Origin of the sequence: Flavobacterium sp. 90 (assembly GCF_004339525.1) — a bacterium.
In the GTDB taxonomy this organism is placed as follows: Bacteria; Bacteroidota; Bacteroidia; order Flavobacteriales; family Flavobacteriaceae; genus Flavobacterium.
The window spans coordinates 5,285,205-5,306,943 of sequence record NZ_SMGE01000001.1 but is presented as its reverse complement, the minus strand read 5'-3'; the positions used below and the strand labels follow the sequence as shown (position 1 = coordinate 5,306,943).

The following is a 21,739-nucleotide window of genomic DNA, read 5'->3' as shown; positions in this document are numbered from 1 at the left end:
GAAATATCCAAATCCTGTATACGAATCGTAAGGTCTTTTTGGTTTGTCGCATTAGTCAGAACATACCCTTCATTGGGGTAAAATAGTGTTATCTTTTTTTACCCAATCAACGAAGTGCCAAATAGAATTCGATACTCTGATGTGGATCAATGTTGGTCTTGTTTGCCACTCCATAACAAAAGCGGTGTTTTAATATTCTGGACATGAGCTACAGGTAAATTAGCCTCATAGGTTAAAGGAGCTTCAAAAGATGTTTTCCCTATTCGCCATTGTTCGTTTTGAAAACGCCACATATCCGGTTTTCCGGAATTTTGATTAATAGCCAGACAAAAGCTGTTTAAATCTGTAATTGTCACACTAAAGATTAGTGGGACAAAAAATTATTATTAACGTTACCAGTGCTTAATATATTTCCAATTATTGGATATATTCAGAGTCAATCCAATGTAAGTTTCCAATCAATGAAAAATTTCAATTCTTTTGCAGTCTGAATCAAAACGGAATCAAGTCTTTGTTGCATAATCCGACGAAAAAAAACTTCAAATAATAAATTCCAAAATGGTGAGTGCATCTTAAATTGATAATGGGAGTTTACCTGAGTCATCCCCGATCCTGAATCCGAAAAGGAAAAATGACAACGCATCGCCTCAAGCCCTATAAAACAACTTGAGGTAAAATTATCTATTTGAACCGAAAAAGAAACTTGAGGTGTAAAATCAAACAATTGACAAACTGCCGTTGAGCAGTCCTCAAAATAGATTAATCTCTCGCTTCCGGGTTTTGCAGATTTGATTTTAAAAAAAGCCGACTCAATATTGGGAACAAACCAAAACCCTTTGAAAACCTGTAGTAGATTCAGAGAAAAAAAATAAGGAAAAACTTCCCCACATGGAGCCGAAACTCTGACAAATGAATGTATACTTTTACTCATTTAAATTCATTTTTTAAATTTAATACTCAATCCCTCAGGACTTAATTCCCTGCCGGCCAATGTCAGGACTTCATCAAGATTTCTACGAATCATTTCTCTGGCAAAAAATTCAAAAAGGAGTATCCCTAACTTTTTTCTATATTTGAAATGGTACTCACAATTTATTGTACAGAGAGTCCCGGATGAATCCTCCGAGAAATAAAAACAGTATTCTATTGAGTCCAGACCGCTGTAGCGGCGAAAACTAAAATGCCCCACTTCTGCTGAAAATGACAATTGGGGTAGAAAAGTGTTAAGCGTTAAAATTGCCGTTTCACCACTGTCAAAGTAAATTTTATGCTCGTCACCGGGCCTGCAGTCTCGTCCGCTGAGAACTAAATAATCAAAATTCGGAACAAACCATATACCTTTGAAAATCTGCAGAAAATCAAACTTAAAAAAAGTCTCAAATACCAGTTTTAAAGGTGCCTTTAGGATTATCTTAGATTTAATTATCTGTGTTTTCAAAATGTTTTGTTTAGATAATGATTTTCGATTACTTAGTGGAGCTGATAATTACAAAAACAAAAAAGGCTGTTTCTCAAGCAGCCTTTTTTGACGAATTAAAAACACAACTAGTTCTTCACTTGAAATATTTTTTCATTTTGATCGCAGAACCGAATTTGTCAATGTGCAAAATACTTGCACATACTTATATAGTGCTGTTTTTTGGGTCAATCCCCTAAAGCGGAGTATTTAAAATTTTCTCCAGGTGTTTTGGATAGTTCTCAAGATCCAGTTCAATTTGTGAATCTTTGAAAATATCAAAGCAATTGTAGCCCTCGGTAATCTCAACCCCACAGAAACGGTAATTACTCCATATTGGAAGCAATAAATCAGCTGTTCCTCTACCCTCTAATAATCCTTGTTTCGGGTCATCAAATGCTGCGGCAGGCGCATTCCAAGTAGCAGAGATCATAAATTTTTTCCCCTGTAGGTGTCCACCTGTACCATACTGTTTTGAAGCATCTTCCCTTGTTCTTCCATCATCAGAAAGGAATTTTTTACTAAACAAACCGCTGTTAAATACCTCATCAACATATTTCTTGTAGATCCACGGAGCACCAAACCAATTGACCGGCATCTGAAGAATAATGATCTCAGCCTGAAGATGTTTTTCAACTTCATCCTCCGGGCTGTAGCCCTCTTCAATTTTTGTTTCTAAAACTTCATATTTTTTTGCTTCAAAAAAATCCTTTGCTTTGGCAATAAATGCGTCATTTAATGTTCCCTCAGACCAATTTGGATAAGTAAGGTGCGTATTGATCAATAAAACTTTTTTTGTGTTTTCCATTATTTTCTAAATTATGTATTGTATTATGATTTATATTATAATTTCAGAACCTTTCTTAAATGTCCTGGGTATTTCTTTAAGTCTTCTTTAATATGTTTGTTATGGAATATATCATAACAATGATATCCTGGCAGTACTTCAAAACCCACAAAACTGTAGTTTACTGCCACGTTAAATAAGGCATCGTCCGCGCTTTTTCCTTTAAATAGCTTCTGTGAGGGATCATTAAAACTTTCCTCAGGAGCATTCCATGTGGCACACAGCATGAACTTTTTGCTTTGCATATTTCCTCCTGTACCATACTGCTTTGAAGGATCAGCGGCTGTTCTTCCGTCACCTGTCAGGAATTTTTTGCTGAACATGGCACTTGTGAAAACATCATCCACATACTTTTTATAAATCCATGGAGTCGATTCCCAATTTACAGGAGTCTGTAATATGATAAGATCTGCCTGCATATGTTTCTCTACCTCCTTTTCAACATCATACCCATCAGAAATTTTTGTTTCTAAAATGCGCCATCCCTGAGAGATAAAAAACTTTTTGGCTTCTTCATAAAATGATTTATTTAAAGTCCCTTCTGATAATCCCGGATAAACCAGATGTGCATTTATTAGTAAAACGGTTTTTATGTTTTCCTTTTTAGATGTATCTCCCTGAGCCTGAATCCCTGAGATTACAGCCATCAAAAGGCCTATTATGTAGATTCTTAATTTCATCTTTTTATTTTTTATTTTAAATTTATTAGAACAACCCTTTTTAAAATTTTAAAACAATTTTGCCAAAGTGTTGCCCTTTTCCAAAATAGTCAACGGCTTGTTTTAATTCCGATACTGAAAATACCTTATCAATTACCGGTTTGATATTATTTGTCTCTACAGCCTTATTCATCTCTAAAAAAGAGCTTTTAGAACCGGCCTGTATCCCAACAATAGAAAGGCTCTTCAGCATGACACCCAGAACTGAGAGTTCTGCCAATATCCCTCCAAGCATTCCCACAACAGCTATACGGCCACCAAGCTTCATAGCCTGTGTGGTCTTGTCAATATCTGTCCATGACATCTCAAGTGCCAGATCAACACCATTCCCTTCGGTTAGCTCCATTATTTTTTTGGCCCAGTCAATATCCTTTTTGTAATTGATTATTTCATCAGCACCAAGTGTCTTAGCTCTTTGCAGTTTCTCATCGCTACTTGAGAGAATGATTACTCGGGCTCCGACAGCCTTTGCAAATTGCAGCGCAAAGAGTGAAACTCCACCTGTGCCCTGCAGCAAAACAGTCTGTCCTTTCTGCAAAAGACCGGCATTAAACAACGCTTCCCAGGCCGTTACACCTGCCAGAGGCATACTGGCAGCTTCTTCAAAGGTGAGGTTCGCAGCAATCTTAACCAGATACTGTTCCGGTATGGCAATGTATTCTGAGAATACCCCTGGAAGCTCTGCCCCCAGACGGCTTTTCAGATCACTATTTTTAAGCGCTCCTGATTGCCAGGCCTGAATGTAATGAGTAGATACAGCATCGCCAATTTTTAAAGCGGTTACCTTGCTCCCTATCTGCTCGACAATACCTGCTGCATCAGACCCAAGGGTATGAGGAAGCGGTTTTTCAAGAGCGCCTGCAGCAATCATCATATCAAGTTTATTAAACGAAATAGCTTTTATTCGGACCAGAACTTCATTCTCATTAATAATAGGGGTCGGTCTCTCGCGTATAGCAATATTTTCCAGTCCGTATGCTTTATGTATAACTATTGATTTCATTTGATTATGCTGTATGTTTTAATGTTATTTACCTTATTCTTATTGATTTTATCTTTTGGCCTATTATTGCATATGGCTGTCAAACCATTCAAGCATCACTGTAGGATTTTTACCGAAATAGTTATAGCCCTGAAAACGCTGGTCTGTACCTTCAATCCAAAAGAGTTTTTTATCTTTAGAGGAAATGGTATCGTATATTTCCTGAACATTGGAAGGCTTGGTTAAAAAATCATCATGAACCTGTGCCACAAGCGCAGGAACCGTTACAGACGACGCATAACTCATTGGCCAGACATCCGCCAGATGAAATCCGGTACGCACATGAAAAGCAGTATCAAACTTTTCAAGCCCTTTATCTATTTTCTGCATCTCCACGGCACGCTCCACAAAAACTCTCGGTGATACAGGCTGCAGGGCAAAAAGCGATTTAATGTCTTTGAATTCTTCAGGATGTTTGTGCATCGCTACAATAGTGGCATTGGCTCCCAAACATCGGCTGTAGAGAGCCGTTTTCATTTTTTTTGTATCCTTTCTGGATTTTGCATAACGCAACGAACCAATAACATCGCGGTATTCCAATACACCATGTCCATTGACCCCGCCACTGCCCATACCGCTACGTCCATGATTTCTCATATCGTAAGCTAATATATTGTAACCTGCATCGTGAAGTATTTTGTATTCCGGTAAAAAATTTACTTCAAAACCTCCAAAATTAGTCCAGGGTTCCAAATGTCCCGGATAGCCGTAACGGTTACAAGGCATAGGATGATTGCAGATAATAAGCTTGTTGGAATCGGCAGGGATAAACCAGCCTTCGATAGTGACGCCATCCATAGCAGGAAAGAAAATCTCCTCAAATTTCATCCCATATTCTCCAGGCCATCTTAAAATAGGAGTTCTGGTGGAATGGGCCATCAGATCAGCCAGACCGTTAATGAATGCATCAGACTCTGAGTCACTTTGCTGATCTGCAATAATAGTATTGTAATTATTTCCAGGTGTATTATTTTGCTCAGATGAAGCGGCAAATGCTAAAGGAGCCGTTACCATTGCTGCACCCATCAAAGCTGTTTTTGTCATAAAGTCTCGACGGCTGAATTTTGGTTTTTCCAGACTTATTGTTGCTGTTACTTTCTTATCCATCTTGTTATATTTTTATATCCTACAATCTGTATATCCCAGTTGTAAAGGGTTAGATAAAATGATTAATTTTTACTTTGAGAAAATTTAAAAGAAGTCTCTACTTACTGCCTTGAGCCAGCAATACAGTACCTTCTGTAGAGGTGATACGAAATCTTCTGGCAAGGGTGTATTCCTGTGAGTTATAAAATTTTTCTGCCTCTTTCAGACTATTAAATTCAGCTACTCCGAAAACCGGCTTGCCTTTTCCTTCAAGTACTTTGGCTTTAAAATCAAAAATGGTAACCTCTCCGTTATATTTAGGCGCAAGTGTACCTGCAGCATCCATGTATTTTTGAAATGTTGCCTGGTTTTTAATTTCGTAATTGGCTATCATATAGCCATGGTGTTTGATTTTGTTGTTTGATATTACAGCAGGCATATTGCTCTGAGCCAGCAAGACCGAGCCTTCAGTAGAAGCTGCACGAAGTTTTTTTAATGCTGTATACTGAGAAGAATTGTAACATTTCTCTGCATCAGCGGCAGTAGGAAACCGAACGACAGCCACCACTGATCCCGGAGCACCTTCTGCGGGTTTTGAGACTGAAGTATAAATAATTAACTCCCCTTTGTATTTTGCCCAAAGTTGATTTACTGCTTTAGTATATTTGGTATAAATTACCTTATCACGAACATTATAGTTCATTACAAGATATCCATTAGGTGTGGGCTGCTGGTCCCCTTTTGAAGATACTGTAGTATTTTTTAAACCAAATGACAGCACACTAAAAGTAAGTGCTATGAGTAAGGCTGCCGAACCAATTATTTTTTTCATGATTGAATCTGTTATTTTGTGAATATTATTTATTCAGCAAAATTATAGAGACACTCAAAGTCCGGGATATAAAAAATACTAGAAAAAGATATTAAAATTACTGATAACCATTTTTGTTATCAGTAATTTGTACTATTAGGCTGATGCAGCGGAAGATTTTCTATACTCTTTTGGTGTAAGCCCGACATTTTTTTTAAAAAACTGCGTAAAATTATTCGGGTATTCAAAACCCAGCTCATAGGCTATTTCTGTACTGTTCATTCCTGCTTCCTTTTCCAGAAGTTCCTTTGCTTTTTTAATTACAAAATCGTGTATGGTTTCCATAGCAGAGCGCTGTGTATAATGTTTTATGATATCCCCCAGATAATTGGAAGTCAATCCCAGTTTTTCAGCAAAGTACTGAACATTGGCCACCTGGCTTACAGGCTTGTCATAATATTCTTTTAAACGCTGCTGAAAATCACTTATAATACGGTTGTATTGTTTTGGATTGGTAGAGAACTGTCTGTTGTAAAATGCTTCAACCAAACTAGTCAGCACATTGACATAGGAAAGCAAAACATTAAAGTTTTGCTTCTCACTATCATAATATTTAATCATCAGTGCAAAAACAGTACTGATCTCCTCCACTTCGTTTTGAGTCAAATATAAAGCTTCATGCTGCCCATAATCCAGATAATTCTTAAACAAAAAGCGATTCTCATTTATTATTTTCTTTGAAAGCTGTACATACATGCCCGTGTAAGTCGGGTCTACATCCCAACCCGTTGCGAGTTCAGGACTGTTAAAAAATACCGCATTAATAGGCACCGCATCGGGATTGGACTTGTCCATAAAATTGATTTTTATCGAAATCCTGTAAAAATCCACTATTATTGGCTCTGATTTCAAAAGCATATTAGGAGCATCATAGTAACCAACATCTATATTGTTATCTATTGGCGGATTAAGGCCTATATGCGCATTATAGGATGCGAAGTCTTTAAATATTCTCATACTGTAAATTTATATTTTTCGATTTTACACTCTATCAAATTAGTTAACTGAAATCAGTAGCCTGAATTCCGTAGGGCTGCTCCCTGTATGCTGTTTGAAAAACCGGGTAAAGTGCTGAGGATATTTGAAACCAGTTTGGTATGAAATTTCACTCAGTGATAAATTGTGGTCATACATTTTTTCTTTAATTGTTTCTATGATTTTTGTATGTATATATTCCTGCGCTGATTTTCCACTATCTTTTTTTATAAGGTCTCCAAAGTAGTTAGCTGATAAATGAAGCTCTTCGGCAAAGTAGGCTACTGAAGGCAGGCCTATTTCTCTGGGTTTACCAGAATTAAAATAGCCATTAAGGAGCTCTTCGAACTTAATCAAAATCGCTTTATTTACATGCTCCCGCGTTATAAACTGACGATCATAAAAACGTATGCAATAATTCAAAAATAGTTCTATATTAGAAACAATAATTAGTTTACTGTGCTTATCGATCGAGTTATGGAGTTCATATTCAATTTTTGCAAAACACTCTAAAACCATTTTCCTTTCACGGGTTGATAAGTGCAGGGCTTCATTGGAATGATAACTGAAAAAATTATACTGATCCATTTTTTTATTCAGAGAAGTACCAAGCAGCAGGTCTGGATGAAATACAAGTCCCTGTCCTTTAGGCTGATAATACTCTCCTTTATTATCAATATCAATAACCTGTCCCGGTGCTAAAAATACCAAAGTATGATCTTGATAGTCATAAAGTTCGCGCCCATATCTTAAATCCCCGCAATCTACTTCTTTTAAAAATATGGCATATAAGCCAAAATTCATACGACCGCCTTTCCTTGGGGCCGCTTTTGAAAAATCCAATATGCTTACCAAAGGGTGTAGCGTTTCATGATTATTATAATCATTGTATTGGCTGACTGTATTAAAGTTAAGTGTATTTTCCATCCTTTATTGTATTGAATGAAACAAATTTAGGAATTCTTTCCCATGGATCACCTTCCATATCCTCATATCAGTTAAAATGGTAAGTAAAACAGTAATCTGTATAAATAAAATCCTGAAATTTAAGCTGAAATTTGCATTATAAATTAATAAGTAGATCAAATAGAGTGACTTAGTAACACATTTATTTAGAAAAAGTAACTGGTATATTAGATCCCTATCGAATCGAAAAAAAGTAACAAAACAATAATACAGTTATGAAACACATCAAAATTGGGACACTTGAAGTTTCCCGTTTAGGACTAGGTGCCATGTCAATGTCGGGTTATTATGATATAGGTGCAGGAAGCGATGAAGAATCGATCCGTACTATACACCGTGCGCTTGAACTAGGTGTAACACACATCGATACGGCCGAGATTTATGGTCCCTACATCAATGAAGAGCTGGTTGGAAAAGCTATCAAAGGACGTCGTGATCAGGTAGTAATTGCCAGTAAATTCGGCTTTATTTCCCATGCGGGAGGTGGTGTCGGTATAATAGACAGCAGCCCTGCAAACATTCGCACGGCAGTTGAAGGTTCTTTAAAAAGACTCGGAACAGATTATATTGATCTCTATTATCAGCACAGAGTAGATCGTAATACGCCCATTGAAGACACTGTAGGTGTATTAGCAGAACTTGTAAAAGAAGGCAAGATCAAACACATCGGTCTATCAGAGGCAGGAGTTGAAACGATCCGTCGAGCACATGCAGTGCACCCGATTACAGCACTTCAGACAGAATATTCTCTATGGACTCGTGATCCGGAAGCTGAACTGCTTCCATTACTACGCGAGCTTAACATCGGTTTTGTTCCATACTCACCATTAGGTCATGGTTTTCTCACAGGTCAGATAACTTCTCCGGATCAACTGGCTGACAATGACTGGCGCAAGAGTAATCCTCGTTTCATAGGCGAAAATTTCCAGCGTAACTTAAAAATCGTGGAAGAAGTAAAACATGTTGCCAATGAACTTGGAGCAACTCCCGCACAGATAGCTCTTGCGTGGTTGCTTAGACAAGGTAGCGATATAGCTCCAATACCAGGCACCAGACGTGTGGCGCGTGTTGAAGAAAACATCGCCGCTGACAGCATTGAGTTAAGTGCCGATCAATTGATTAGACTCAATAATCTTACTCCAGCTTCCGGCGAACGCCACAATGAGGCGAGCATGGCTGCAATCGACCGCTAAGGTTGTGTATCTATAAAAGTATTGTCATGCCCTAATCTAGGGCATTGACAATATTTACCGGACAGCTGTCCACAAAAAGAAAAAAAATATAACGAAATGAAAAATATAAAGATAAGATCGTTGGGTATATGCATGATGCTATTTGGTACGCTCCCTATGGCAGAAGCACAAACTAAAGCAGGTACAAAGAAGATCACAAACAATACTGATATGAAATCGACAACAACTACCATGGAAAGGGTAACTTTCCCAAATAGGAACATTACCATAGTTGGAAACCTGTACCTGCCAAAAGATTTTGATAAGCACAAAAAATATCCTGCCATCGTCGTAGGGCATCCCAATGGTGGAGTTAAAGAACAGACGGCAGGTCTGTATGCACAAAAATTGGCTGAAAAGGGATTTGTTACGTTGGCTTTTGATGCTTCCTATCAAGGCGAAAGTGGCGGCGAGCCACGCTTTTTGGACGACCCCGAAGTACGTACCGAGGATTTTCGTGCTGCTGCCGATTATATCACCATACAGGATTATATAGACCCTAACAAAGTCGGCTTGCTTGGAATTTGTGCAGGTGGAGGCTATGTTATCCACGCTGCACAGACTGAGCACCGCTATAAAGCAATAGCAACCATCAGTATGGTGGACGGTGGCGACCTTAGAAGAAATGGCATGAATGGATCTTTGACATCTACCATCCAGCAAAGACTGGATGAAGTAGGAAAACAAAGAACTATTGAAGCCAATGGCGGGGAAATAAGATACAGTAATTTTGTTGCAAATTCCAAAGAAGACCTACCGGCAAACGCCAATAGAATGTACATCGAGGGTTATGAGTATTACAGGGTAACACACAAACAGGAAACAGCACCCAATAAATACACCTTCACAAGTTTGGACAAGCTAATTAACTTTACTGCACTGGACCACGTTGAGTTGATTTCGCCACGTCCTTTGTTACTCATCGCCGGAAGCATCGCTGATAGTTATTATTTCAGTGAGCGGGCTTACAATCTGGCAAAAGAACCAAAGGAATTGTATACAATAGATGGTGCTACGCATATAGATTTATATTGGAAACCGGAATATGTTACGCCAATCGTAGAGAAACTGACCGATTTTTACGGAAAGAATCTATAAACAGAGCAGACTGTCTTTGATAGACTTCGGTTCCATGATAAATCAATTATGTAAATTCCATGATATGAGAATAGCTATTCTTCTTCCGGCACTGATACTAATGTTCCTTTCTTCAGGCTGTGCAAAGGCACAAAAATCGACATCAGGTAAGAATATACTCATCGTTTATCTTTCCAGGACAAACAACACAAAAGCTGTTGCCGAAATAATCCAAAAAAATGTGGGTGGAACAATCACTGCAATTGAATTAGAAAATCCATATCCAAAAGATTATAAAACAACCGTGAACCAAGTTTCCAATGAGCTACAGACTGGCTTTCTGCCAGCATTAAAAACAAAGATTAACAATATGGATCAATACAATATTGTTTTTGTTGGCTTTCCAACTTGGTCAATGCAGCTGCCTCCCCCAATACAGAGTTTTCTAAAACAGTATAATCTCAGCGGAAAAACTGTGATTCCCTTTAATACCAATGCCGGATATGGAGTAGGAAACAGTTTTGAAACTGTAAAAAAACTATGTCCTGAGAGTACTATCCTAAAAGGCTTTACCATAAAAGGCGGAGTCGAAAAAGAAGGTGTTTTATTGGTTATAAAAGATCAGCAGAAGAAACAAGCTATGAGATTGGTAGAAAATTGGCTAAAAGAAATTAAGCTTCTGCAATAAGATTTTGCAAAAGACATAAGATCAAAAAAAAAAGAGCTGTCGTGAGACAGCTCTTCTGCGTAATAGGCTTTCCTGGAAATAATATTTCTTTTAAACTGTTGTTTTCTCAAAAATTATTTCACTAATAAATTCAGTTTTTTAGCTGCCAAAACTAAAGTGGCATCAAGCTTCTTTTGTATAATGGACTGCAAAAACAAATCAAATAATACTATATGAAATCTAGAGCTCATTTTAAATTGGCATTGACAGTCTACGATAATTTTGCCGGATTCTAATTGCAAAAACGAAAAATGGCAACGCATTGCTTCTAGTCCTTTGAAACGTTTCGATCTGAAATCATCAATATGAACTGAAAACGAAACCTGAGGAACCAGACTGAATAACTGATACAGCGCTGTTGATCCATCTTCAAAATAAATCAAATACTCACTTCCCGGCTTTGCACTATTGTTTTTTAAAGTATTCTTTTCCGTTTTAGGAACCAACCAAAGTCCCTGCAGTACAACCGTTGGATTGAGTGAGAAAAAATAAGAAAACACCTCCTCAAGGGGTGCTGAAATTGTTATAAACGAATAAACATCTTTACGCATCAAAAAAAAGTTTTAGACAAATACGATTCAATATTAAATACGTGAATCCACTATTGTCGTTAAACGAAAATGATAACCTTATCTAAAATTGCCTATACAGTTTTTTAAAAATAGAGAGCTGTCGGCAAACAGCTCTCTATGAGTCCTTCAAAAAATAATTAACAAATTATAGTTTCTAAAAAATAAAAATTAAGAAAGACCGACTATTAAAATTTATTTCAAAGGATTACCGTCCTTATCAAGTGATCCTGATTTAATGATGACCATTTTATTTGGTTGAATATATTTTCTGATAGCTTCGTTAACTTCTTTCAAAGTCACTTTCTCGATATCTTTCGGATATTGATCAATATAGCCAGGATCCAGGCCTCTTTCAACAAAGCTCAAAATAGTTCTGCTCAATCCCGTTGTCGTTGAGAGTCCTACTTTAAAACTTCCAATTAAGTTTGTTTTTTTGTTTTCTAATTCTGCTGCTGTAATGCCATCCTTTAGCCATTTGTTCACCTGAACCATAGTAGCATCCAGCCCTTTTTGGAACAAAGACGGGTTAAATGATGCATTGATGTACCAATAACCACCAGTCATAATATTACCTCCAGTTCCAGAAGAAATACTGTAAGTCAATCCATCAACATCTCTCACAGTCTGCATCAAACGTCCTGCAAATCCGCCTCCCAGAGTATAAGTCGCTATATAAAATGGCACATAATCAGCATCAGATCTTTTTAAACCGGTATACTGGCCTATAAACAGCTCGGCACTTGGTTTTTCAGCAATTGTAACCACCTCAGTTTTTGATCCTGCTTTGACAGCCTCTTCAAATTTTAAAGTTTCCGTTACTCCGCCGTTCCAATTTTTAAATGATTTTTTTAAAGAATTATTCAAATCAGCTCCCTCTGTATCACCCACGATTACTAAATGCATAGATGCTGGTCCGAAATATTTTTTATGGAAAGCTTTAATTTCCTCTAAAGTTGCATTCTTAATATTGACAAGATCCTCTTCAACACTTAAACTATAATTCGGATTCCCTTTTGGATAGATCGACTGGGTCAAAGCAATACTTCCTCTTTGAGTGGGATCATTTAAATTTTGTTGTGTGTTTCCTGTAAATTGCTGTTTCACATTTTCAAATTCTGTTTTATCCATTAAAGGGGAACGTAATTCTTCAGCCAATAGCGTAATTACCTGATCTAAATCTTTTTTAAGGCATTTAAAGCCAATGTTTATTTTCGATGTTGAACCATTTACACTTAAATTCACTCCTAATTTTTGAAGTTTTTCAGAGAATTTGAACTTATCGTTAAGAGTTGTTCCTTTTGATAACATTGCTGCTGTTAAAGAAGGCAGCATTGAATTTTTATTTTCATTAGCAAAATTTCCCAGTGAAATACTCGCAGCTACCGTAACAAAATCTTTAGCCGAAGTTTTAACTGATATAACATCAATTCCGGCTACTTTTTCTCTTTTAAAAAATGAAGCACTTTTCTCCGCTGGAATCTCCTTTATTGAAGTATTAATTCCCGCGGCATCATTTTCTTTTAATAAAACCGAAGAAGGAACATCTTCCGTATGGCTATGACTTGGATCTCTATAATAAAAAGGTCCATTTTCTGCCATAAATCTGTTTGCTCCAAAATTTTGTCCTTCATTTGAACCGGATTGTTTTGGAATAAAATAGCCCGTGGTGCTTTGATCCTCCACTAAATATTTTTGAGCCACACGCAGAACATCAGCAGGAGTAACTTTTTTAAGTCTGTCAACTCCTGTTACATAATCTGTCCAGTCTCCACTTGCGATGGCTTCTGTTAATTCCGATGCAATCACTCCCGATCCATCTCTGGCCAGTATTGTCTGTGCGCTTATTTTAGCTACAACTCGGTTTACTTCATCCTGAGTTACACCATCTTTTTGAATTTTACTTACAACCTCGCTTATTTTAGCATCAATCTCTTCATGTTTGGAAGTGGCAGGAAAACCAACACCTATGGTAAAAAGTCCCACTTCTTTAAAGTTACTGGCACTGGCGTAAGTATAAATTCCTAGACGAGTATCCACGAAAGTTTTGTTCAAAATTGCAGATGGCCCTGCTCCTATAATTTCAGCCAAAATATTAAGCGCGGGCAAGTCTTCATGTAATGCTCCAGGAATTTTATAGGCTTTATTGATTACTCCAAGTTCTCCTGGTTTTTTAACTATAATTTTACGTGGACCGTATTGCTGCGGTTCTTCCGTATAAGGCTGTGGCATCACCTTTGGAGCTTTTGTGATTTTTCCGAAATACTGCTCGATAAGTTCAAAAACATTGTCTTTTTTAAAATCCCCGATTATTGTTAAAGTGGCATTATCAGGCCAGTAATACGTATTATAAAAATTACGCAGTACTTCAATTGGTGCTTTTTCAATATCCGATTTCCAGCCGATTGTAGAATGATGGTACGGATGTGCAATATAAGCTGCAGCCCATATTTCTTTATCCAATAAACTATTTGGATCATTCTCCCCACGCTCAAATTCATTGCGCACAACTGTCATTTCAGCCTCTTTATCTTCTTTTAAAAGTAGAGAATTACGCATTCTGTCAGCTTCAATCTGAAGTGCTAAAGCAATTTTATCACTAGGTAGCGTTTCAAAATAATTGGTACGGTCATACCATGTGGTAGCATTTAACTGAGCTCCGGTATTCTGCAGCACATCAGTAATGGTTGTTCCTTTGCTTTTGTTAAAAGTTGGAGTTCCTTTGAACATTAAATGCTCTAAAAGGTGTGTCGATCCAGTGTTTCCTAAAACTTCGTTTTTGGATCCTACCCGGTATACTATCTGTACAGTGACAACAGGCGATGCATTATCCTGTAGAAGAAGGACATTCATTCCATTGGGCTGATACAAATATTCTTCAATTCCTCCTAAAACCTTAATTTTATTAAAATTAGGGTTGCTTTTTTGTGCTGACAGTGCACTACAAAAAGCCAATGAGCAGATGCTCAAAATAATGTTCTTTTTCATTTCTATTTAAATTATGAAGTTTATTATAAGATCATTCACTATTGTTTTTTTTCAAATACATTTATAACTCTAAGCGATGATTCGCTGCGGATCATTACAGCTATTTCACTCTTCGAAAATTTATTGAAGTCCTGATGCTGCCAATATTTCTTTAAAAGTCGTAGTGGATTCATAATATATTATTACAAGTAATAAAACCAGCTTTTTATTATTTCTCTTTCTAGTGGAGCAGTTCCTATATGAAGAAACTCATTTTTTTGTGCATCATACTGGTAATCCCCTCCCCACTCTGTTACATTTTTTACCGTCTCTTCAATAGCATCACACATGAAAATTACCTCTGCATTGGTCATTGTAGGATGAATAGACATTCTTATCCAGCCCGGACGATCCATAAGACAGCCTTCGAGTATTTTCTGCTCAATTGATTTTGATAAGTTTACATCCACGTTTAGTAAAAAATGCCCATACGTTCCGGCACATGAACATCCTCCTCTGGTCTGTATACCAAATCGGTCATTAAGGAGCTTCACAATCAGATTATAATGAACATTTTCGATAAAAAAGGAATATACCCCAAGCCTGTCCTTATTCTCTGGTGCCAGTATTTTTAAGTTTGGGATCTTTGAGAGTCTTTCCAGAACAATAGTATTTATTTCGTGTTCTCTTCCCAAAATATTTTCAATACCCATTTGCTCTTTGAGTTTAATTGCCATTGCAGTTTTTATAGTCTGCAAAAAGCCCGGTGTACCACCATCTTCACGTGTTTCAATATCATCAATATAATCCCTGTCACCCCATGGATTAGTATAAGAAACCGTGCCACCGCCCGGGTTATCAGGGATCAAATTTTTATATAATTTTTTATTAAAGACCAAAACCCCTGAAGTACCTGGTCCCCCCAGAAATTTATGCGGTGAGAAAGTAATGGCATCTAAATACTGCAGCTCATCAGCCGGATGCATATCAATTGTAACATAGGGTGCCGAACAGGCAAAATCAACAAAGCACAAACCTTTATGTGAATGCATCATTTGAGCAATCTCATAATAATTGGTTTTGATTCCAGTTACATTGGAACAGGCCGTAACAGCCGCAATTTTTATCGGAGTATCTTTATACTGCTCTAATAATTTTTCAAGACTCATCAAACATGGCAGGCCTTTAGCACTAGATGGTATGACTTCCACTCTGGCAATAGTTTCCAGCCATGAGGTCTGATTGGAATGATGCTCCATATGAGTCACAAAAACTATCGGTCTTAAAGCATCTGGAACTTTTGTATAATCAGCTATATTCTCATTTATTTTAAGTCCCAGAATACGCTGGAATTTATTAATGGCTCCAGTCATTCCTGTCCCTACAGTAAGCAGTACATCATCAGAAGATGCATTCACATGCTCTTTAATAATAGTACGGGCATCATGATAAGCCATGGTCATGACAGATCCAGTAATAGCGGTCTCGGTATGTGTATTAGCAACAAATGGCCCTACCTTATTGAGCAGCAGTTCTTCAATAGGTCTATAAAATCTCCCACTGGCAGTCCAATCAGCATAAATAATTTTTTTCTTCCCGTAAGGTGAATCAAATTCCTGTTCTATACCTACTATATTAGCTCTGAATGGAGTAAAATAACGTTCCAGCGCAGATTGCTCTTGGGAGCTATCCTGTGATAAAGACTTAGTATTAATTGTCATTGCGATACTTTTAAAATTTAAATAGTTTTAAAAAGAATCACTTTAAATTGAACATTCAAAGCAATTCTTTTCAAAGAATTAACAACCTTTATATAATTACTTTTTAAAATGGGAAATTCCCGTTTTTAACCAGTTATGAAAATCCTCTATGTTGGGTGTATAGGCAATCGGAGTTATTAAATTTTCCTCTTTATGATCCATTAGTACATAGAACGGCTGTGAGTTAGCCTTGTACTTAATAGTCTGCAGTTCACTCCATTTTTGCCCAATATATTTTAATTTTTTACCCGGATGCAATTTAGACTCCACAACCTCACTTTGAGCCAATTCCCTTTTATCATCCACATAAAGTGAAATTAAAACCACATCATTTTTTAAAAGTGCTAAAATCGCTGGATCAGGCCATACATTTTGTTCCATCTTTCGACAGTTCACACAAGCCCAGCCCGTGAAATCCAGCATAACAGGCTTACCTACCTTTCTGGCATATGCCAGTCCTTTATCATAATCATTAAAAGCCATAATATCATGTGGAGCCAGCAGGTGCGCTCCTTCAGGCATTTCAGCATGACTTTCGGCAGAAGAAGATCCTCCTTTTGAAGAGCCTACACCATATGGAGATTCACTATAATCCTGCGGTGGCGGAAATGCGCTGATTAAATTCAGAGGAGCTCCCCACAAACCAGGAATCATGTAAATGGTAAAAGATAAAACAACAAGCCCAAGGCTTAATCTACCTACCGAGATATGCTTCAGAGGAGAATCATGAGGCAGAGTAATTTTTCCGAAAAGGTAAAAAGCCAAGGCACCGAAAACGGCAATCCATATTGCTAAAAACACTTCACGTTCCAATAAATGGGTCTGCATAACCAGATCTGCCTGTGAAAGAAATTTGAAAGCAAGTGCCAATTCTAAAAACCCTAAAACAACTTTTACCGTATTGAGCCAGCCTCCTGATTTAGGAAGTGAATTTAACCATCCCGGAAAAGCAGCAAATAAGGCAAACGGCAGTGCAATAGCTAAAGAAAATCCAAGCATACCAATAATTGGCGCCAAACCTCCCTTAGAAGCAGCCTGAACCAATAGGGTTCCTACAATAGGTCCGGTACATGAAAAAGAAACTATAGCCAATGCTAAAGCCATAAAGAAAATCCCAACAAGACCACCTCTGTCGGCTTGTGAATCTACTTTATTGGACCATGAATTGGGCAGCATAATTTCAAAAGCACCTAAAAAAGAAACCGCAAAAACCACCAGCAGTAAAAAGAATATAATATTAAACCATACATTGGTTGCCAGTGCATTTAAGGCATCAGCTCCAAAAAGTCCGGTTACGGCAGTTCCTAACAGCACATAAATCACGATAATACATACACCGTATATAATGGCATTTTTAATCCCAACAGCCTTATTCTGGCTTTGCTTGGTAAAAAAACTTACCGTCATTGGGATCATTGGGAAAACGCATGGAGTCAAAAGGGCGGCAAAACCTGATAGAAATGCAATAAAGAAAATGCCCCACAACCCTTTCTCTGGTTCATTTTGTGTCGAATTATTAGTCACAACAACAGCATCTTGAGTACTTTCTTTCTGTAATTTTACAACTTCAGTATCTTTTTGTACAACTGTAGAATCAGATACAGTATTCTCTTGAGTTGGTACTGCCACATCTTGGGCTATAATTTTTGATTTGCTTAAATTGAAACTTAATTCAACTTCTGTTGGAGGCATACATCTGGAATCATCACAGACCATGAATTCAACTACTCCATTTACCTTGGATACCCCAGCCGAAACTTTAATTTTCTGTTCAAAAACAGTAGATTTTTCAAAATACTTGATCTTCATCCTGAAGATCGGATCATCAATGGTATGTCCATCTTTTTCACTCGTACTGCCATTTAGTTTCACCGCTCCTTTGGCAGTATCATATGTAAAAGTGGTTGGTATAGGACCGTTCTCAGGAACACTTTGTGAATATAGATGCCAGCCCTGTTGTATGACTGCTTTTGATATTAATTTATACTCTGTATCGGAAATTTTCTCAACGGCAGTCGTCCACTTTACAGGGTCTAAAACTTGTGCCTGACCAAAACAGGTAAACAAGAGGGTTATTAGTAGAATTGCTTTTTTCATAGATATTTTATAATTATTTGGGATGAATCTTTAAAGGCCCTATAACAAAGTATCTCTTAATTCCTGCTTTTTTTTATACTTTTCATAACTTGTTAATATAGAAAGAGGACCGGTTGTATTGAGTCCTCTTTTCTTTCTTCCTTAATTGTTTCTAAATTTGCTTACTAATTCAAAATTTTCTTATTGAAACAAAATATTATAAAGAAGTATTCCAACTTTTAAAAGTACTTTCAAAAAGGTCAGGTGATGCTAATTGCAACGAGATGCTGTTTTATATATAGAGTCTAAAATGATCTTATACCCTTGTCAAAAACTGTTAAATTTTTATTTTTTTATTTACAAAAAGGCAACAAAATTACTACTCACTTAAAAAAGAGACTTTTTTATTGCTCAATTCAAGTAAATTAATAATATTTTGCCTTGCAGATGTACGACAGTTTTTGTTTTTTTATATCCCCAGGTCAGTAAATAGTTTAACTATTTTATCCTCTTCCGCAGGTCGGGGCGCATTTGAACTGATAATATTCCCCGCAGGATCAAGCAGGATGAATCTAGGAATAGCCATTATCGAATAATCCTTTAAAAACTGAGAGTCAAAATCTTTGTCCGCCATTAACTGGATACCCCCTAATTTTTTATCTACGATCATCTTTTTCCATTTGTCATGAGCACTGGCTTTATCAGCCGATATACTTACAAAGGTGATATTCTTTCCTTCGTATTTCTCCTCCATTTTTTTTAGGAAAGGAAGTTCAGCCATACAAGGACCGCACCAGGTTGCCCAAACGTCGATGTATACATATTTCCCTTTTAGATCTGCCAGCGATGTTTTACCGCCTTCATTATTTTCAAAATTTACAAATTTTGGCGAAGGCTGCCCCTTGTCCACAATAAGCAGTTTATTGTAACTCTGAGTAATTACTTTTTTATTGTCTTCATTTGAAGAAGCAGCCATAAATTCCTTGTAATAACTTTTTAGATCTGATGTTGTCGTAATTCCTACTGCAGCCATGGAAAACAGAAGTTCATTCTTAATTGTCGCATTCGAAACTGTACCTATTGACTTTAATGCTGACACATCCTCAGCAAGTGAATCTGATTTACTTAGCTTCTCCGCTTGCTTCATATGATACGAAACTATCATTTTTTTGTAGTCCTCGGAAAAATTGAAATCTTCCAGATTCTCAAAAGACAAACCATCAAGTTCACTCAAAAATCCCTGAGACACCTTAAAACCAGGTTTTGCTGCAAAATACTCATGGTATTTCTCAAAGTTGTCTAACTTTGCCAGATAGCTGTAATTTAGATTTCTCTTCTCTTTGGTTTTATAGCTTTCTGAAAGCCCTTTAACACCATTCAGAACTGTTTCCAGACCTTCTTTGATTTGCTTTGATTTAGCTTTAAATTCTGCTTCTTCGAGCATGTAAAATGCTTTTTGGTCTCCCATCAACTTATCCTCTGTCTGCTGTTTTACTGCAAGATAATTAGTAGCTTCACTTCCTTTACCTGAAAACTTTATCGTTTTATTGAAATCAGCAGCATCTGCATTCACTACAATAGCTGCCCCGTTTTCAATGTACAGCTGGGCGAAATTTTTTCCGTCATATAGAAAATAAATCCCTTCCTTAACACGAAGGGTATCACTGAATTTTCCCTGGGCATTGATTTTGAGTACCTGTGAAAAGGATTGGTCTTTACTTACAATTTTCCAATCCGCTGACTTATGGGTAATAACTCCCGAAATTAAAGCATAGTCCGCTTCCTTCTTGTTCCAGGACACAAACACTAATGCCAAAGCTATTAAACAAATTATTTTTCTCATTTTTTGATTTTTTATTTTTGATCTTTAAAACTGATGCTAATTATTATTTGGTAGTGTCAATCATCCATTTATAACCTCCTGCTTCTGTAAAGAATAATTTGGATGAATTCTCGTTTAACCATTTTTCCCACTCCTGAGCACTTTTCTCCATGCCTGTGTAACGCAAAAGCACTCTTTTTGCTAAATCAGTATCTTTACCACTCTTTAAAAGACTTACACAACGCTGTAAAAGCTTTACGTCTTCGTTGTCTACACCTAACTTTTTAACATCCTCATCAACTTTTAGATCAAAGAAACCTTTAGGATCAGAGTACATATACTTTCTGTTGTCTTTTAAATATTTTTTTAATTTATCTACATTTTTAATGTATTCCGGCTTATAAAAAGTCTGAGCGGTCTGTTGAAGATACTGCTCCCAAGTTGGTACAGGAATTGGCTGTGACTGAGCCCCCAATATCGCTTCTTCAAGCTCACTTAGCTTTTCTCCTTTTTCTTTTTTGGTCAGCAATTCATTTATACTCTTCTCTCGTACTATATTCATTTCTCCCATGTAGATTTTAAACTCCTCAAAAGATTCTGTGTTGAGCTTGGCAACCATTTCATCGACAATGCTCTTTGTTCCAATACGATCATTATATTTTCTGGCAATAGGTTTCTGTCCTTTAAATTTTTTAATATACACCACTGTATTTGCAAAGACCTGTTTGGCTTCATCAGTCATAAAATCCGGTGAAGCAGAAAAGCCCCATAATAAGAAATTTCCATGGCGGCCAATAGCTACTGCCCCTACATCTTTACTGTTCACGCCACTAGAGATATATTCTGCATCAGGAGAATCTAAGAAACCATCACCTCTGGCTACAAGTCCAATACGGTAACCTTTACCTTCCTGATAGCCTTCTTTCTGCACACGCCACATTGGTATTTCTTTTGGCACATCCTTCCCTGAAGGGTAATGGTAAATATCTGCCGGAGTCGGTTTGACAACCATAGTCAGCTTTACAGGAAAAGGTCCTTTAAAAATAGGATGCTCGGCCTTTAAATGATGCGCATCAGCATCAAGGCATAAACACAACCAATCCAACTTCAAACCGATACTGCCTCCCATCTGGGGAGCTGTATGTCCAATAAAAATGGTAGGGAAATCAAAATCTTCCGTTAGAAATTTTGCCTGTTTGTATGGAGAACGCTGTTCTTTTTCCCACGGGTTAATTGTCTGGTCAAAGATTGTAACGTCATAATTTTTAGACATATCCATCGTATAACTTCGGGCATCAACAGCTTTTACAGTGGTAAAATACTCTTTTAAATAACTTTCAAATGCATTAAAACGGGTTTTTACATCTTCTTTGAAACGCTCAGGTGTCATCCCTCCAGTTGCAGTAGGTGAATTGATAATTTTTTCATCAACAGGTATAGCAGGATCATATCCTACATACAAAACCGAAAGGTTTTCTTTTTTATTTTGCTGTGCATGAAGTGTAACATTTGCACAGAATAGTATCATAATCAATACTACCAAAGTT

General features: G+C 37.1%; 19 protein-coding genes. 3 read left to right on the top strand and 16 right to left on the bottom strand.

Annotated features, from left to right (window positions below; all coding sequences use genetic code 11):
- Positions 1–146: 146 nt before the first annotated feature.
- The 10 genes from C8C83_RS21355 to C8C83_RS21310 all read right to left on the bottom strand — a co-directional run bounded on the left by C8C83_RS21355 (position 147) and on the right by C8C83_RS21310 (position 7,923).
- Positions 147–356: a hypothetical protein gene (locus C8C83_RS21355; RefSeq protein ID WP_121330584.1), complete on the bottom strand. Its 210-nt coding sequence runs from the start codon at positions 354–356 to the stop codon at positions 147–149.
- An 80-nt stretch (positions 357–436) separates the two neighbouring features.
- Entirely contained in the window at positions 437–931 is a 495-nt protein-coding gene (locus C8C83_RS21350) for a hypothetical protein (RefSeq protein WP_132011895.1), read from the bottom strand.
- Positions 932–937: 6 nt separating this feature from the next.
- Positions 938–1,438 carry a hypothetical protein gene (locus C8C83_RS21345; protein ID WP_121330582.1) on the bottom strand — a complete coding sequence of 167 codons (501 nt, stop codon included), beginning with the start codon at positions 1,436–1,438 and terminating at the stop codon, positions 938–940.
- A 214-nt stretch (positions 1,439–1,652) separates the two neighbouring features.
- Positions 1,653–2,264 carry an NAD(P)H-dependent oxidoreductase gene (locus C8C83_RS21340; protein ID WP_121330580.1) on the bottom strand — a complete coding sequence of 204 codons (612 nt, stop codon included), beginning with the start codon at positions 2,262–2,264 and terminating at the stop codon, positions 1,653–1,655.
- A 35-nt stretch (positions 2,265–2,299) separates the two neighbouring features.
- On the bottom strand, positions 2,300–2,983 hold the full coding sequence (locus C8C83_RS21335) for an NAD(P)H-dependent oxidoreductase (RefSeq protein ID WP_121330579.1): 684 nt from the start codon (positions 2,981–2,983) through the stop codon (positions 2,300–2,302).
- A 40-nt stretch (positions 2,984–3,023) separates the two neighbouring features.
- On the bottom strand, positions 3,024–4,025 hold the full coding sequence (locus C8C83_RS21330) for an NAD(P)-dependent alcohol dehydrogenase (protein ID WP_121330578.1): 1,002 nt from the start codon (positions 4,023–4,025) through the stop codon (positions 3,024–3,026).
- A gap of 63 nt (positions 4,026–4,088) precedes the next feature.
- Positions 4,089–5,171, bottom strand: a complete 1,083-nt coding sequence (locus C8C83_RS21325) for a twin-arginine translocation signal domain-containing protein (RefSeq protein WP_199735318.1) — start codon at positions 5,169–5,171, stop codon at positions 4,089–4,091.
- A 97-nt stretch (positions 5,172–5,268) separates the two neighbouring features.
- Complete coding sequence (locus C8C83_RS21320) at positions 5,269–5,982, bottom strand: DUF1330 domain-containing protein (RefSeq protein ID WP_121330577.1); 714 nt, start codon at positions 5,980–5,982, stop codon at positions 5,269–5,271.
- Positions 5,983–6,117: 135 nt separating this feature from the next.
- Positions 6,118–6,978 (bottom strand): helix-turn-helix domain-containing protein, encoded by an 861-nt coding sequence (locus C8C83_RS21315; protein ID WP_121330576.1) that lies wholly within the window; start codon positions 6,976–6,978, stop codon positions 6,118–6,120.
- Positions 6,979–7,017: 39 nt separating this feature from the next.
- Positions 7,018–7,923, bottom strand: a complete 906-nt coding sequence (locus C8C83_RS21310) for a helix-turn-helix domain-containing protein (RefSeq protein WP_121330575.1) — start codon at positions 7,921–7,923, stop codon at positions 7,018–7,020.
- Between the two features lie 254 nt (positions 7,924–8,177).
- Between C8C83_RS21310 and C8C83_RS21305 the strand changes: the two genes are divergently transcribed.
- From C8C83_RS21305 to C8C83_RS21295, 3 genes are all read left to right on the top strand, one after another.
- Positions 8,178–9,155: an aldo/keto reductase gene (locus C8C83_RS21305; protein WP_121330574.1), complete on the top strand. Its 978-nt coding sequence runs from the start codon at positions 8,178–8,180 to the stop codon at positions 9,153–9,155.
- Positions 9,156–9,251: 96 nt separating this feature from the next.
- Positions 9,252–10,292 carry an alpha/beta hydrolase gene (locus C8C83_RS21300; protein WP_199735317.1) on the top strand — a complete coding sequence of 347 codons (1,041 nt, stop codon included), beginning with the start codon at positions 9,252–9,254 and terminating at the stop codon, positions 10,290–10,292.
- Between the two features lie 34 nt (positions 10,293–10,326).
- A complete protein-coding gene (locus tag C8C83_RS21295) occupies positions 10,327–10,959 on the top strand; it encodes a flavodoxin (protein ID WP_233566175.1) in 633 nt (210 codons plus the stop codon).
- Between the two features lie 113 nt (positions 10,960–11,072).
- On the opposite strand, the gene C8C83_RS21290 is transcribed toward C8C83_RS21295, so the two are convergent.
- The 6 genes from C8C83_RS21290 to C8C83_RS21265 form a co-directional block, all read right to left on the bottom strand.
- Entirely contained in the window at positions 11,073–11,549 is a 477-nt protein-coding gene (locus C8C83_RS21290; RefSeq protein ID WP_121330573.1) for a hypothetical protein, read from the bottom strand.
- 213 nt (positions 11,550–11,762) lie between these two features.
- Positions 11,763–14,555: a pitrilysin family protein gene (locus C8C83_RS21285; protein ID WP_121330572.1), complete on the bottom strand. Its 2,793-nt coding sequence runs from the start codon at positions 14,553–14,555 to the stop codon at positions 11,763–11,765.
- A 182-nt stretch (positions 14,556–14,737) separates the two neighbouring features.
- A complete protein-coding gene (locus C8C83_RS21280; RefSeq protein ID WP_121330571.1) occupies positions 14,738–16,255 on the bottom strand; it encodes an aminotransferase class V-fold PLP-dependent enzyme in 1,518 nt (505 codons plus the stop codon).
- A gap of 96 nt (positions 16,256–16,351) precedes the next feature.
- Positions 16,352–18,391 (bottom strand): cytochrome c biogenesis protein CcdA, encoded by a 2,040-nt coding sequence (locus C8C83_RS21275; protein ID WP_121330570.1) that lies wholly within the window; start codon positions 18,389–18,391, stop codon positions 16,352–16,354.
- 448 nt (positions 18,392–18,839) lie between these two features.
- On the bottom strand, positions 18,840–20,213 hold the full coding sequence (locus tag C8C83_RS21270; protein ID WP_121330569.1) for a TlpA disulfide reductase family protein: 1,374 nt from the start codon (positions 20,211–20,213) through the stop codon (positions 18,840–18,842).
- 43 nt (positions 20,214–20,256) lie between these two features.
- Positions 20,257–21,720 (bottom strand): hypothetical protein, encoded by a 1,464-nt coding sequence (locus C8C83_RS21265; protein ID WP_132011894.1) that lies wholly within the window; start codon positions 21,718–21,720, stop codon positions 20,257–20,259.
- Positions 21,721–21,739 lie beyond the last annotated feature (19 nt).